Genomic DNA, 13,016 nt, shown 5'->3' with positions numbered 1-13,016 from the left:
CCGGCGCCCCGCGGCGCCCCCCCCCCCCCCCCCCCCCCCGGGGGGGGGGCGCCCCGCGGCCGCCGCCGCCCCCCCGGGCGCCCGCCCCCCCCCCCCCCCCCCCCCCCCCCCCCCCCCGCCGGGCACCAGACCGGCCGCCCGAGGTTCGGAGTCACCCCCGACCGTGCCTCGGGTGGCCTTCCCACCGGGAAGTCCGACCCCCGTCAGTCCGTCGTGGACTCGGCGGGGGTTTCGGCGTTCTCCAGCCGTTCGCGCAGCCAGCCGAGGGTGCGCGAGAGCAGCCGGGACACGTGCATCTGGGAGATGCCGATCTGCTCGGCGATCTGCGTCTGGGTCATCGAGCGGAAGAACCGCATCACCAGGATCCGCCGTTCCCGTTCGTCGAGCTCGGCCAGCAGCGGCCGGATCGTCTCCCGGTTCTCCACTTCGGCCAGTTCGGCGTCATCGGACCCGATGGCCGCGCCCAGCGGGATCTCGTCGGTCGCGGTGAGCAGTTCGTCCAGCGAGGCGCTGCGGTAGGCGTTGCCGGCCTCCAGCCCGCGGAACACGTCGTCCCGGCTGATGCCGAGGTGCTCGGCGAGCTCGCTGGGCGTGGGCGCCCGCCCGAGCTCCTGGGACTGCCGGGCGATGGCCGAGGACACCGACAGGTGCAGCTCCTGGAGCCTGCGCGGCATCCGCACCGCCCAGCCGGTGTCGCGGAAGTGCCTGCGGACCTCGCCCATGATCGTGGGCACCGCGAAGGACAGGAAGTCGACGCCGCGGTCCGGGTCGAACCGGTCCACGGCGTTGATCAGTCCGAGGGTGGCGACCTGGGTGAGGTCCTCCTGCGCCTCGCCGCGATGGCTGAAGCGGCGAGCGATGTGCTCGGCCACCGGCAGGTGCTCGGTGACCAGCCGGTCCCGCAGCCGCTCCCGGCGCGGGTCGTCCTTCCCCACACCCGCGAGTTCGGCGAACAGGGGCGCCAGTTCGTCGTAGCGTTGATGTCGCGAGTGGGAGGCGTGATCGGAATCCGCCTGCTTCACTCGTGGGCCCGTCCCTTGGTCAGATCGATGCGGACCAAGTGGCCGGTGCCGGAGTCCGCGTCGGATTCCACCGAGGTTGACACACTGTCGGTCAGCGCGCTGAGCACGCGCCAGCTGAAGGTGTCCTCCCGGGCGCCTTGCGCGCGGTCGCTGACCACGGAGGCGGACAGGCTCAGCCCGAGCTCGTCGGTCTGGAACCGGCACACCAGCTGCCTGCCGTCCGAGGCGAGCCGGATCAGCGAGGAGCACGCCTCGTCCACGGCCAGCCGCAGGTCGGCGATCGAGTCGACGTCGAAGTCGGCACGCATCGCCAGGTCCCCGGTCACCGCCCGCAGGACCGACAGCTGGGACGCGTCCGCGGCCACCCGCACTTCGACGACGGATTCGGCCGGGGCGGAGTCGGATCGCGGCGGCGGAGCGGTCCGCTCACCGCGGGCGGGCTGTGGTGCTGACACTGATACACCTCGCTTTGCGCTGGGAGATCTCGTTCCGGGGTCGGAGCCCGGCACTGCCTGCCGCACTCCCGATCCCGTTCGCGCACCGGGTTCTGATCGCATCACACGCTCCCGCGCTCGGGTGCGGCCGGTGCCGCCGCGCGGCGCATCCGCGTCGCGGACGCCGCCGGCCGCCCGGTCGGGTGCTTGCGATTACCACTACTCACCGTCACCTCATACCCGGTGCGGTGGCCGGGCAAACGGGTGTTCCAGCCCGCCGCCCGTGCAGCGGCTAGACCAGGCTGATCCAGTAGGACCAGAACGCCTGCAGCACGAGTACCACGATCACCAGATACCACACCAGCAGCGCGAAGCTGTGGAACTTGGCCAGCGCCGCGCCCAGCGCCCGCCCGCCACCGAGGTGGCCGGAGCGCAGCACGTGCAGCGTGGTGTACCAGAAGATCGGGATGGTGACGGCCCACACGACCATGCAGTACGGGCACAGCGCGCCGATCTCGTACAGGCTCTGCACGATCAGCCAGTGCACGAACACGACGCCGAGCGTGCTGCCCAGCTGGAGGCCCAGCCAGAACCAGCGCGGAGCGGTCAGCCCGGCCAGCAGCGCGGCACCGGCGGCCATCAGCGCCGGGAACGCGGCCACCCCGATCAGCGGGTTGGGGAAGCCGAACAGCGCGGCCTGCGCGCTGTCCATCACCGAACCGCAGGAGATGATCGGGTTCAGGCTGCACGACGGGACGTAGTTCGGGTCGCCCAGCTTGTTGATCTTCTCGATGGTGAGCGCGAACGCGCTGACGAGCCCGATCGCGCCGCCGATCACGTACAGCCAGCCGAGCCCGCGCGCGGGGGCGTGCGCGGGAGCGGGTGCGGCGGCGCGGGCCTGCTCGGTGGCGGTCACTTCGCCAGCTCCTGGTTCAGCTTGTCCCGCAGCTGGTTGACGACGTCGGCGTACGTGGTGCCCTTGTCCGTGCTGGGCTCCCACTTCTGGCCGTTGATGAAGAAGCTGGGCGTGCCCTCGACCCCGGCGGTCTTGGCGTCGGCCTGGTCCTTCTTGATCCGGTCGGCGACCTGCTGGGACTCCTGGTCGGCCTTGAACTTGGCGACGTCGAGCCCGAGCTGCTGGGCGTGCTGGTCGAAGACCTTCTCCGCACGGGCCTCGTCGTCGCTCACGTTCTGCCCGTCGGGCGCGACGGCCCAGGCGGAGTAGTCGTCGTAGAGGGCGTGGTACATCTCCTTGTACTTGCCCTGCACGCCCGCCGCTTCGGCGGCCTTCGCGGCGGATTCCGCCAGCGGGTGGGCCTTGGCGATCGGGAAGTTCCGGTTCACGAAGGTGATGCGGCCCGCGAACTCCTGCTCGATCTGCTTCGTCACGCCCGTGTAGTACTGCCAGCAGGCGGGGCACTGGAAGTCGAGGAACTCGGCGACGGTGACCTTGCCGTCGGGGGATTCGGAGAGCTTGTTGCTGTCGGGGTGCGCGACGACGGTGCTGAGGTCGGGCGCGCCGTTGCCGCCCTGGCTCGCGTCGTCCTTCTGGCCCGCGGAGTAGAGCAGGATCCCGCCCACGACGAGCAGCGCGGCCACCACGACCACGATGCTCAAGATCATGTTGGTGGAGGGGCCGCTCTTCTTCAGCAGCGGGTTCGTTGTCTTCGGCATCGCTTCGTGCACCTTCGGCGGTCGGCTCGCGCGGGTGTTCCCGCACCTGCGGCAGAGAGATCCAGTTTCCCCCACCAACACGAAAGTGTGAGAGAGCGGGTGGTCACGGGACCGCCCTGCCCACTACGGGTATACCGCATCGGTGACGGAGTCCGATGTGCTCGACCTGGTGGACGCGGGACTGCGCCCGCTGCTGCGGCGGTGGACGGGGGACTGGCTGGCTCCCGCGTTGGCCACCCGCACCGCGACCCGCTTCTCCGATCCGGACTGGCTGTTCGAGCGCAAGCTCGACGGGGTGCGCGTCGTCGCGGCCCGCACCGGCGGCGCCCCCGTGCTGTGGTCGCGCAACCACAACCGGGTCGACACGGCCTACCCGGAGCTGGTGGACGCGCTGCGGTCCCAGCCGGACCGGTTCGTGGTGGACGGTGAGGTGGTGGCCTTCGACGGCGGCCGCACCAGCTTCGCCAGGCTGCAGCACCGGATGCACGTGTCCGACCCGCGGGCCGCCCGGCGCAGCGGGGTGGCGGTGCACTACTACCTGTTCGACCTGATGGCGATCGGCGACGTGGACGTCACCCGGCTGCCGCTGCGGATCCGCAAGCGGCTGCTGGCGGAGTGCTTCGAGTTCGCCGAACCGCTGCGGCTCACCGAGCACCGGCGCGGCGACGGCGAGGAGTTCTACCGGCAGGCCTGCGCCCGCGGCTGGGAGGGGTTGATCGCGAAGCGGGCCGACCGGCCGTACCGCAGCGGCCGCACCCGGGATTGGCTGAAGCTCCCGTGCACCTCGCAGCAGGAGTTCGTCGTCGGCGGGTTCACCGAGCCGAAGGGCTCGCGGTCCGGCTTCGGCGCGCTGCTCGTCGGCTACTTCGAGCAGGGCGAGCTGCGGTACGCGGGCAAGGTCGGCACCGGGTACGACGAGGCGACGCTGCGGGAGCTGCGGGGGAGGCTGGACGCGCTGGCCCGGCGGGAACCGCCGTTCGCCGACCGCATCCCGGAACGGGAGGCGCGGTGGGCGGAACCGGAGCTCGTCGCCGAGGTGGGGTTCACCGAGTGGACGGCGGACGGACGGCTGCGGCACCCGAGGTTCCTGGGGCTGCGCAACGACAAGGCGGCGTCGGAGGTGGTGCGGGAGGGCTGACGCCTGCCTCCGGAGATCCCGGCGTTCCGGGCTCGCCCGAGGCAGGCCGCCGCGGTCCCCGTCACCTCAGGACGCTGACCACCGCGCTGTTCTGCGGTACGGGCTGAGGTTGGGACCATGCGGCGAGCACGACGGTCGCCAGGACCATCATCACCGTTCCGACAACCGACACGATGGTGCGGCTGCTGATCTGCATGGTTCGCGCCCCGCTTTTCTGGAGGAGTGGATCTGCTGCTGGTTTCGGCGCCGAGTCCCGGGGACGCGCGGTCCGCCTGATCCGTTCTCCACCGCCTCGGGACCTGCTGGGGTGACCCCGGTTCCGGTGGAGGAGACGTCGCCGCGAACTCGACTGCCACAGGGCATGTCGCCGCACTCCGACAATACGTTACGTGGCCGAAATATTCCCTGGTGGCGTCCGTCTCGCCCACGTGAGGGAAGGCTCGGTGCGGAGTCGTGGCGGAGCGCCGACGGACCACCGCGCAACGGCGGTCACCGCTCCCAGAACCCCTGCTGGTCCAGCCGCCGGATCACGACCTGGCCGTGGTGCGCGAGGTGCTCGTGCATCGCCCGCCGCGCCGCCTCCGGGTCGCGGTTGTGCAGCGCGCGCAGGATCGCCCGGTGCTCCGACCCGGTCGTCTCCGCGTGGTCCTCGGTGGCCGCCAGCAGCTCGCGCGGCACGTACCGGGACGTCAGCTGCACGAACCAGGCGAGCTTCGCCGAATCGGCGATGTCGTAGATGGCGTGGTGGAACCGCAGGTCCAGCTCCGCCGCGTCGCCGATGCCGAACCGCCCGGCGTGCTCCAGCTCGGCCTGCACCTCCTCCAGCCCGGCGAGCTGCCCGACGCTGATCAGCGCGGCGGTCCGCGCGGCCAGCTCACCGGCGATGGCGGCCTGCACGCGGCTGGTGTCCTCGATGTCCTTTCGGTTCAGCGGCAGCACGGTGAACCCGCGGCGCGGTTCCAGCTCGACGAAGCCCTCGCCGCGCAGCGCCAGCAGCGCCTCGCGCACGGGGGTGACGCTGACGCCGATCTCCTCGGCGAGCCGCTCCAGGTGCAGGTGTTCGCCCTTGCGCAGCCGGCCGGTCACTATCCGGTCGCGGATCCGGGAGGCCACCTCGTCGGAGAGCTGGGCGCGGGGTCGTCGGTGGGGCAGTCCTGCTCCGGGCATCGCTCTCTCGATCGTCGCCTGATTTCGATCGTCCCCGCTCGATCGTGCTGGGGGTGCGCCGCCCGTCGCGCGCGGCGTTGCTGCTGCGAACTTGATACCAGGCGGGCGGTACGACCGGATCGCTGCTCGTGGTCCGGCGGGTATCGTCGCAGGACGTGGCCGCCGATCCCGCTCGTCCGGTGCCCGATCCGGGGCACGCGATCACGCATTCGCTGGCGGCGGCCCGGCTCGGGGACGCCGAGGCGCTCGCCGGCCGGTTGATGGGCGCGATCTTCACCGACAATCCGGAGTGGACCGACTACCGCCCGGTGCCCCGCGAGGACCTCTACGACGGCTGCCGCCGCTACCTGCAACGGGTCCTGGAGATCCTCAGCGGTGCTGCGGGCGACCCGGACGGCGACGACGTGGCCGCGGAGATCGGCCGCCGCCGCGCCGAGCAGGGCGTGCCGCTGGAGGTCATGCTGCGCACCTTCCGGCTCGGCGGCCGGATCGTGTGGGAGGCCATCGTCGAGCAGGCGCACGCCGATCGCGCCGATCCGGACGTGGTGCTGGGCGCGGCGACGTCGATGTGGACGGTGATCGACGGGCTGTCCTCGACGCTGTCCACCTCGTACCGCAACACCGAGCTGGAGCGGCTGCGCCGCGACGACCAGCGCAGGCACGCGCTGGTGGAGGACCTGCTCAGCGGCCGCGCCCGGGACGCCGCCTTCGCGCAGCGGACCGCGAAGGAGCTGGACCTGCCCACCGGCGGCCGCTACCTGGTCGTGGTCGCCGAGATGCGCGCCGACGGCAGCTTCGCGCTCAGCGGCCAGCACGATGCGTTGGGCGGGGTGCACATCCGATCGGTGTGGCAAGTGCGCGCGGACACACTGGTGGGGCTGGTGGCGCTGGAGCAGCGGGACCCGGCGGGTGCCTTGGACGTGCTGCGGCCGCTGGCGCGCGGCAGGGTCGCGGCCTCGCCGGAGGTGCGCGGGCTCGCCGAGGTGGGGCTGGCCCACCAGCTCGCGGTCACGGCGATGGGCACCGTCCCGCACGGGGCGGCGCAGCTGGTGTCGCTGGACCGGCACTACCCGGAGGCGCTGCTGGTGCAGTCCCCTGAGCTGGCACGACGCCTGCTGGACTCGCAGCTGGGGCCGTTGCTGGAGCTGCCGGTCAAGGAGCGGGACATGCTGCTGGAGACGCTGACCGCGTGGCTGGAGGAGAACTGCTCCACGGCGAACGCGGCGCTGCGGCTGCACTGCCACCGCAACACGGTGCTCAACCGGCTGCACCGGATCAGCACCTTGATCGGGCGGTCGCTGCAGGGCCGGGCCGCGTACGTGTCGCTGTCGCTGGCGCTGTCGGCACTACACCTGCGGGACGGGCTGCGCGACTAAGCCGCGGAACGAATTTTTCGCGTTTTTCCGCTATCCGCGAGGGGCACGGGTTTTCCGGGGTCGCGCGCGCTAGGATCTCACCGACCGTGAGATTCGATCACCTGGAGTGCTGACCGAGGCTGAGATTGTGCGGAGTGCACAGCGACCGTCGTCGAAGTCTGGGCGGTCGCGCATAGCGCGGAAGTGGCAGCGCTCACGACACTCTGAGTGAGAATCACCCGATATTCACCCGGCTGCGAACCCGCCCGATGGCGCGGTGTCGTCAGGGCTGGTGCGGCTCGAAGGAGCACATCGAAGTGCAGGAATACGACCTCCTCGTAGTGGGCGGCGGCCCCGGCGGTTACGTCGCCGCGATCCGGGCCGCGCAGCGCGGCCTCAAGGTGGCCGTGGTCGAGAAGGAACGGCCCGGTGGCGTCTGCCTGAACTGGGGCTGCATCCCGACCAAGGCGATGCTGCGTTCCGCCGAGGTCTACGAGACGGTGCTGCACGCCGCGGACTTCGGCATCCGCGCGGAGAACGTGGGCCTGGACTACGACGCCATCACCCGCCGCAAGGACGGCGTGGTGAAGGGCCTGACCGACGGCGTCGCGGGCCTGCTCAAGGCGAACGGCGTCACCGTCGTCAACGGCCACGCCAAGTTCACCGGCCCGACCACCGTCGACGTGTACGCGGTCGGCGAGTCGGCGCTCGGCGCGAACGGCCCGCGCTACGCCGCCGAGCCCGCGGGCGACGAGCCCGTCGACCGGATCAGCGCGCGCGACGTCATCGTCGCGACCGGTTCGGTCCCGGTCCAGCTGCCGCTGCCCGGCGCGGAGCTGCCCGGCGTGATCACCTCCGACGGCGCGTTCGGCCTCACCGAGGTGCCCGGCAAGCTCGCCGTCATCGGCGGCAGCGCGGTCGGCGCCGAGTGGGCGAGCCTGTTCAACGCCCTCGGCAGCGAGGTCACCATCATCGAGATGCAGCCGACGCTGGTGCCCGCCGAGGACGCCGAGATCGGCAAGGCCCTCGGCCGCTCCTTCTCCAAGCGCGGCGTGCAGGTGCTCACCGGCGCCACCGTCTCCAAGATCGAGGAGGGCGGGAAGGACGCCGCCCTGAAGGTCTCGGTGGACGGCGCGAAGGTCTCCGAGGTCGACGCGGACGTGGTGCTGGTCGGCGTGGGCCGCAAGCCCAACACCGCATCCCTGGACCTGGCCGCCGCCGGCGTCGAGGTCGACGGCCGCGGGTTCGTGCAGGTGGACGAGAAGCTGCGCACCAACGTCGAGCACGTCTACGCGATCGGCGACGTCACCGGCAAGGCGCTGCTCGCGCACGTCGCCTCGCACCAGGGCGTCGTGGCCGCCGAGACCATCGCGGGCCACCACGCCTCGATCGACTACGGCGTCATCCCCGCGGCGACGTTCACCCACCCGGAGATCGCCAGCGTCGGGCTGACCGAGAAGCAGGCCACCGAGGCCGGTCACCAGGTGGTGGCCGCGAAGTTCCCGTTCGCCGCGCTGGGCCGCGCCCAGACCTTCGGCGACACCGAGGGCTTCATGAAGATCGTGGCGGGTGAGCAGTACGGCGAGGTCCTCGGCGTGCACGTGTTCGGTCCGTCCGCCAGCGACCTGATCACCGAGGGCGCGCTCGCGATCACCTTGGAGGCGACGCTCGACGAGCTCGCCGAGACGATCCACGCGCACCCGACGCTCGGCGAGATCGGCATGGAGGCGGCGATGACCGCCCTCGGCCTGCCGGTGCACACCGCCCCGCCGAAGAAGCGTTGATCCACCCGTTCCGCTCCTCGCACCGAAAGGGTTCCGTGATGGCTGAGACCGCGACCCGCACCAAGCCCGCCACCCGCGCGAAGACGACCCGCCGCAGCACGGCGAAGTCGGCCAAGTCCGGCGCGTTCTCCGGCGAGTCGGCCGAGCTGCTGCGCGGCTACTTCCAGCAGATGACGCTGATCCGCCGCTTCGAGGAGCGGGCCGCGCAGGGCTACACCCAGGCCAAGATCGGTGGCTACTGCCACCTGAACCTGGGTGAGGAGGCCACCGTCGTCGGCCTGATGTCGGCGCTGCGCAAGACGGACCTGCTGTTCACGAACTACCGCGAGCACGGCTACGCGCTGGCCAAGGGCATCGAGCCCGGCCGCGTGATGGCCGAGCTGTACGGCCGCACCACCGGCACCTCCAAGGGCTGGGGCGGTTCGATGCACATGTTCGACGTGGAGGCCGGGCTGCTCGGCGGCTACGGCATCGTCGGCGGCCAGATCCCGCTGGCGACCGGCGCGGCGATGGCCATCGACTACCGCGGCGGCGACCAGGTCGTGATGTGCCAGATGGGCGACGGCACCACCAACATCGGTGCGTTCCACGAGGCGCTGAACATCGCGGCGCTGTGGAACCTGCCGGTCGTGTTCGTCGTGGTGAACAACTTCCTGGGCATGGGCACCACGGTGGAGAAGTCCTCCGCGGAGTCCGAGCTGTACAAGCGCGCGTCCGCGTACCGGATGCACGGCGAGCGCGTGGACGGCAACGACGTGCTGGCGGTCCGCGACGCGGCGACGCGCCTGGTGGAGCGGGCCCGCGAGTCGGGCGGCCCGGCGCTGCTGGAGGCGGTCAGCCACCGCCTCAAGGGCCACTCGGTGGTCGACCCGGCGAAGTACCGCAGCGAGGAGTCGGTGCAGGAGGCCCGCGAGCACGACCCGGTGGTGACCTTCCGGGCGCGGCTGGTCGAGGCCGGTGTGCTCGACGAGGACGGCGCGCAGGAGATCGAGCGGCTCGCGCAGGCCGACGCGGACGCGGCGGTGGCCTTCGCCGACGACAGCCCGCACCCCGAGGTCTCGACGCTGTTCGACTACACCTACGCCACCCCGGTCGCCAACGACTCCCGCCGGCTGCCCGCCGACCCGGTGTTCTGAGGCGACCCACCCCTTCCTTCCGAGCCGCCGCGCGGCGCTCGGCGGTGACCCCGCCGGGTGCCGCCGGTGGCATGTCTTCTGGAGAAACGACTCTTGGCCGTCATCACCTACCGCCAGGCGCTGCACGACACCCTGCGCGACGAGATGCACCGCGACGACGACGTGTTCCTCATCGGTGAGGAGATCGGCGTCTTCGAGGGCTCCTACAAGATCACCGCCGGGCTGCTGCAGGAGTTCGGCGAAAAGCGGGTGCGCGACACCCCGATCGCGGAGGAGGGCTTCGTCGGTGCCGCGGTGGGCGCCGCGATGTTGGGGCTGCGCCCGGTCGTGGAGCTCATGACGATCAACTTCTCGCTGGTGGCGCTGGACCAGATCGTCAACCACGCGGCGAAGATCTACGGCATGTTCGGCGGCCAGACCAGCGTGCCGATGGTGCTGCGCACGCCCGGTGGCGGCGGCCAGCAGCTGGGTGCGACGCACTCGCAGAACATCGAGCTGTACTACGCGTTCGTGCCGGGCCTGAAGGTCGTGGCGCCGAGCACGCCGGCGGACGCGAAGGCGCTGCTGCTGGCCTCCATCCGGGACGACGACCCGGTGCTGTTCCTGGAGAACCTGGCGCTCTACAACACCAAGGGCGAGGTCCCGGACCACGTGGAGCCCGCCGAGATCGGCAAGGCCGCGGTGACCCGCGAGGGCAGCGACATCACGATCATCGGCTACTCGCGGATGGCGGGGGTGGCCACCCAGGTCGCGGAGAAGCTGCACGACGAGGACGGCATCAACGCGGAGGTCGTGGACCTGCGCAGCCTGCGCCCGCTGGACCGGGAGACGATCGTGAACTCGGTGCGCAAGACCGGGTGCGCGGTGGTCGCCGAGGACGACTGGCTGACCTACGGGATCGGCGCGGAGATCGCCGCGTCCATCTCGGACGGCGCGTTCGACTACCTGGACGCCCCGGTGCGCCGCGTCGCGGCCGCGGAGGTGCCGCTGCCGTACGCGAAGCCGCTGGAGCGGGCCGCGCTGCCGTCCGCCGAGTCGCTCACGACGGCGGTGCGCGAGACTCTCGACGCCGTCGGCCGCCGCCGCTGAGCTCGACCTGGGTCGTGCGTTCGGGTCGGACCCCGGGAGCCACGACGAGCCGGTTCACCATGAAGTCTTGAGAGTTCCCGAGGAATGTGCAGATGACTGAGATCCAGATGCCCCGCCTGTCCGACACCATGGAGGAAGGCGTCATCGCCGCCTGGCGCAAGAAGGTGGGCGATTCGATCGAGCGCGGCGAGGTCGTCGCGGACATCGAGACCGACAAGGCCATCATGGAGCTGGAGGCCTTCGACGCAGGCGTGCTGGAGAAGCTGCTGGTCGAGGAGGGGCAGACGGTTCCGATCGGCACGCCGATCGCGGTGGTGGGCGACGGTTCGGGTGCGGCGGCGGAGTCGGCGGCCGCGCCGGCCCCGGCCGCCGAGGAGCAGGCGGAACCCGCTCCGGCCGCCGCTCCGGCGGAGGAGCCCGCCGAGTCCGCGGCTCCGGCGAACGGCAGCTCGGTCGCCGAGGGCTCCAAGCCGAAGGCGTCGCCGCTGGCGAAGGCCGTCGCGAAGGACCTGGGCGTGGATCTCGCCGCGGTGCGGGGTTCCGGTCCCGGTGGCCGGATCATCCGCGCCGACATCGAGGCCGCGGCGTCCTCGGCCCCGGCTCCGGCGGCCGCCCCGGCTCCGGCCGCGCCCGCTCCGGCTCCGGTCCAGCAGGTGGCGACTCCGGCGGACGCCGAGGAGGTGCCGCTGAGCAACATCCGCAAGGTCACCGCGAAGCGGCTCACCGAGAGCAAGCAGCAGGCCCCGCACTTCTACCTGACGAGCGCGATCGACGTGACCGAGCTGGTCGCGTTCCGCGCGCAGCTCAACGAGCGGCTGCAGGCGGCGGGCGGCCCGAAGGTCAGCATCAACGACCTGGTGGTGAAGGCGGTCGCCACGGCGCTGCGCGCGAACCCGTCGGTGAACGTGTCCTTCGGCGGCGACAAGCTGATCAAGCACAAGCGGATCAACCTGGGCGTCGCGGTGGCCATCGAGGACGGGCTGATCGTGCCGGTCATCCCGGACGCGGACCGCAAGAGCGTTTCGGAGATCGCCACCGAGGGCCGGGAGAAGGCCGGGCGCGCCCGCGAGGGCAAACTGAAGCTGGACGAGATGTCCGGTGGCACCTTCACCATCTCGAACCTGGGCATGTTCGGCATCGAGCAGTTCTCCGCGGTGATCAACCCGCCGGAGGCGGGAATCCTCGCGGTGGGTGCGGCCAAGGACGAGCTGCAGCTGCGCGACGGCGAGGTGGTGGCCCGCAAGATCCTGCGGGTGACGCTGTCCGCCGACCACCGCGCGATCGACGGCGCCGTGGGTGCCGCGTTCCTGCAGCAGTTCACCGCGCTGCTGGAGGACCCGCTGCGCATCATCGCCTGACGCGCGAACTCCGACGGCCCGCCCGCCCCGTGCTCCGGGGTGAGCGGCCCGTCGCTCGTTCCAGGTGAGTGGCCCACCAGCCCGGTCTCGTCGGTCGAGTGGGCCGCTCACCTGATCAGAGTTTCAGGGGCCCGGTCAGAGTTCCAGGGGCCAGTGGTGCGGGCCGGTGCTGATCCGGTGGGTGCCGTCGGGGTGGACGGTGAGGGTGCAGCGATCGGGGGCGGGGCGACCGGCGTCCCGCCACCAGGCGTGCGCGGCTTCGACCTCGTCCCAGAGCTCGCGCGGCCCGAGCTGCAGCACCGGCCACGGATGCTCGTCGCGGATCATGCCGACGCGCGCCCAGGATCCGGTGCGGCGGTCGTGCAGTTCGACGTCGCGGTGCCGCTCGTCGCGGTCCTCGACGGTGAGGTGGCAGTGCGGTACCCGGAGCCCGATGGTGAAGGCGGCGCGGGAGAACTCGACCACCTCGTACAGCTCCGGACCGCGCAGCGCGGTGCTGCTGCGCCGCGCCGCGCGGAGTTCGTCCTCGGCCGGTTCGAGGTGGTGCCTGCGCTCCTGCCGCAGCCGCATGAACGAGAGCCGCGTGCCGCAGCGCCCGGTGGCCGAGCCGTCCGGCCGCACGTCCAGCCTGGTGAGCGCGTCTTCGCCGTAGTCGGTTCCCCACGGCAGCAGCACCAGTCCGCCGACGCGGGTCTGCTCGATCCAGGCGCGCGGGACGGCGCGCGCCGAGGCCGTCGCGATGACCCGGTCGTGGGGGGGCCCCCGGGGGGGGCCCCCCCCCCCGGCCGCGGGGCGGAAGTCCCCCGGCGGGGCGGGGGGGGGGCGCCCGGGGGGGGCCCGCGCGGGGGGGGGCGGGGGG

General features: G+C 71.9%; 12 protein-coding genes and 1 pseudogene. 6 read left to right on the top strand and 7 right to left on the bottom strand.

Annotation, left to right across the window (positions count from 1 at the left end):
• Positions 1 to 203 precede the first annotated feature (203 nt).
• The 4 genes from LCD31_RS19145 to LCD31_RS19130 all read right to left on the bottom strand — a co-directional run bounded on the left by LCD31_RS19145 (position 204) and on the right by LCD31_RS19130 (position 3,130).
• Positions 204 to 1,022 carry a SigB/SigF/SigG family RNA polymerase sigma factor gene (locus LCD31_RS19145; protein ID WP_224959952.1) on the bottom strand — a complete coding sequence of 273 codons (819 nt, stop codon included), beginning with the start codon at positions 1,020 to 1,022 and terminating at the stop codon, positions 204 to 206.
• Positions 1,019 to 1,477 (bottom strand): ATP-binding protein, encoded by a 459-nt coding sequence (locus LCD31_RS19140; protein ID WP_308011308.1) that lies wholly within the window; start codon positions 1,475 to 1,477, stop codon positions 1,019 to 1,021. Before LCD31_RS19140 ends, LCD31_RS19145 begins: the two co-directional genes overlap by 4 nt.
• A 271-nt stretch (positions 1,478 to 1,748) precedes the next feature.
• On the bottom strand, positions 1,749 to 2,372 hold the full coding sequence (locus tag LCD31_RS19135; RefSeq protein ID WP_224959949.1) for a vitamin K epoxide reductase family protein: 624 nt from the start codon (positions 2,370 to 2,372) through the stop codon (positions 1,749 to 1,751).
• On the bottom strand, positions 2,369 to 3,130 hold the full coding sequence (locus tag LCD31_RS19130; protein ID WP_224959947.1) for a thioredoxin domain-containing protein: 762 nt from the start codon (positions 3,128 to 3,130) through the stop codon (positions 2,369 to 2,371). Before LCD31_RS19130 ends, LCD31_RS19135 begins: the two co-directional genes overlap by 4 nt.
• A gap of 181 nt (positions 3,131 to 3,311) precedes the next feature.
• On the opposite strand from LCD31_RS19130, the gene ligD reads away from it, so the two are divergent.
• Complete coding sequence (ligD, locus tag LCD31_RS19125) at positions 3,312 to 4,268, top strand: non-homologous end-joining DNA ligase (RefSeq protein WP_374201669.1); 957 nt, start codon at positions 3,312 to 3,314, stop codon at positions 4,266 to 4,268.
• Positions 4,269 to 4,329: 61 nt separating this feature from the next.
• Here ligD and LCD31_RS29200 read toward each other — a convergent pair whose 3' ends face one another.
• Together LCD31_RS29200 and LCD31_RS19120 are read right to left on the bottom strand one after the other, a co-directional pair.
• The gene (locus LCD31_RS29200; protein WP_255615043.1) at positions 4,330 to 4,464 is read right to left on the bottom strand and encodes an archaellin/type IV pilin N-terminal domain-containing protein; all 135 of its coding nucleotides are present in this window, start codon (positions 4,462 to 4,464) and stop codon (positions 4,330 to 4,332) included.
• 293 nt (positions 4,465 to 4,757) lie between these two features.
• On the bottom strand, positions 4,758 to 5,435 hold the full coding sequence (locus LCD31_RS19120) for a GntR family transcriptional regulator (RefSeq protein WP_224959945.1): 678 nt from the start codon (positions 5,433 to 5,435) through the stop codon (positions 4,758 to 4,760).
• A 155-nt stretch (positions 5,436 to 5,590) separates the two neighbouring features.
• Between LCD31_RS19120 and LCD31_RS19115 the strand changes: the two genes are divergently transcribed.
• The 5 genes from LCD31_RS19115 (at position 5,591) to LCD31_RS19095 (ending at position 12,157) form a co-directional block, all read left to right on the top strand.
• The gene (locus tag LCD31_RS19115; protein WP_224959943.1) at positions 5,591 to 6,811 is read left to right on the top strand and encodes a CdaR family transcriptional regulator; all 1,221 of its coding nucleotides are present in this window, start codon (positions 5,591 to 5,593) and stop codon (positions 6,809 to 6,811) included.
• 296 nt (positions 6,812 to 7,107) lie between these two features.
• Complete coding sequence (lpdA, locus tag LCD31_RS19110; protein WP_224959941.1) at positions 7,108 to 8,574, top strand: dihydrolipoyl dehydrogenase; 1,467 nt, start codon at positions 7,108 to 7,110, stop codon at positions 8,572 to 8,574.
• 38 nt (positions 8,575 to 8,612) lie between these two features.
• The gene (pdhA, locus tag LCD31_RS19105) at positions 8,613 to 9,710 is read left to right on the top strand and encodes a pyruvate dehydrogenase (acetyl-transferring) E1 component subunit alpha (RefSeq protein WP_224959939.1); all 1,098 of its coding nucleotides are present in this window, start codon (positions 8,613 to 8,615) and stop codon (positions 9,708 to 9,710) included.
• 93 nt (positions 9,711 to 9,803) lie between these two features.
• Positions 9,804 to 10,799 carry an alpha-ketoacid dehydrogenase subunit beta gene (locus LCD31_RS19100; RefSeq protein WP_224959937.1) on the top strand — a complete coding sequence of 332 codons (996 nt, stop codon included), beginning with the start codon at positions 9,804 to 9,806 and terminating at the stop codon, positions 10,797 to 10,799.
• A 92-nt stretch (positions 10,800 to 10,891) separates the two neighbouring features.
• Complete coding sequence (locus LCD31_RS19095; RefSeq protein ID WP_224959935.1) at positions 10,892 to 12,157, top strand: dihydrolipoamide acetyltransferase family protein; 1,266 nt, start codon at positions 10,892 to 10,894, stop codon at positions 12,155 to 12,157.
• Between the two features lie 135 nt (positions 12,158 to 12,292).
• Here the strand turns inward: LCD31_RS19095 and LCD31_RS19090 are convergent.
• Positions 12,293 to 13,016 (bottom strand): annotated as a pseudogene (locus LCD31_RS19090) (hypothetical protein); the annotation flags it as partial.

The organism is Saccharopolyspora sp. 6M (assembly GCF_020176775.1).
Classification (GTDB): Bacteria; Actinomycetota; Actinomycetes; order Mycobacteriales; family Pseudonocardiaceae; genus Saccharopolyspora_C; species Saccharopolyspora_C gregorii.
This window is presented reverse-complemented; position numbering and strand designations above follow the sequence as displayed.

Bases quoted from the DNA above. Each gene is read 5' to 3' on its own strand.
- LCD31_RS19130 (WP_224959947.1), bottom strand. From the start codon at position 3,130: ATGCCGAAGACAACGAACCCGCTGCTGAAGAAGAGCGGCCCCTCCACC.
- LCD31_RS29200 (WP_255615043.1), bottom strand. From the start codon at position 4,464: ATGCAGATCAGCAGCCGCACCATCGTGTCGGTTGTCGGAACGGTGATG.
- LCD31_RS19120 (WP_224959945.1), bottom strand. From the start codon at position 5,435: ATGCCCGGAGCAGGACTGCCCCACCGACGACCCCGCGCCCAGCTCTCC.
- pdhA (WP_224959939.1), top strand. From the start codon at position 8,613: ATGGCTGAGACCGCGACCCGCACCAAGCCCGCCACCCGCGCGAAGACG.
- LCD31_RS19095 (WP_224959935.1), top strand. From the start codon at position 10,892: ATGACTGAGATCCAGATGCCCCGCCTGTCCGACACCATGGAGGAAGGC.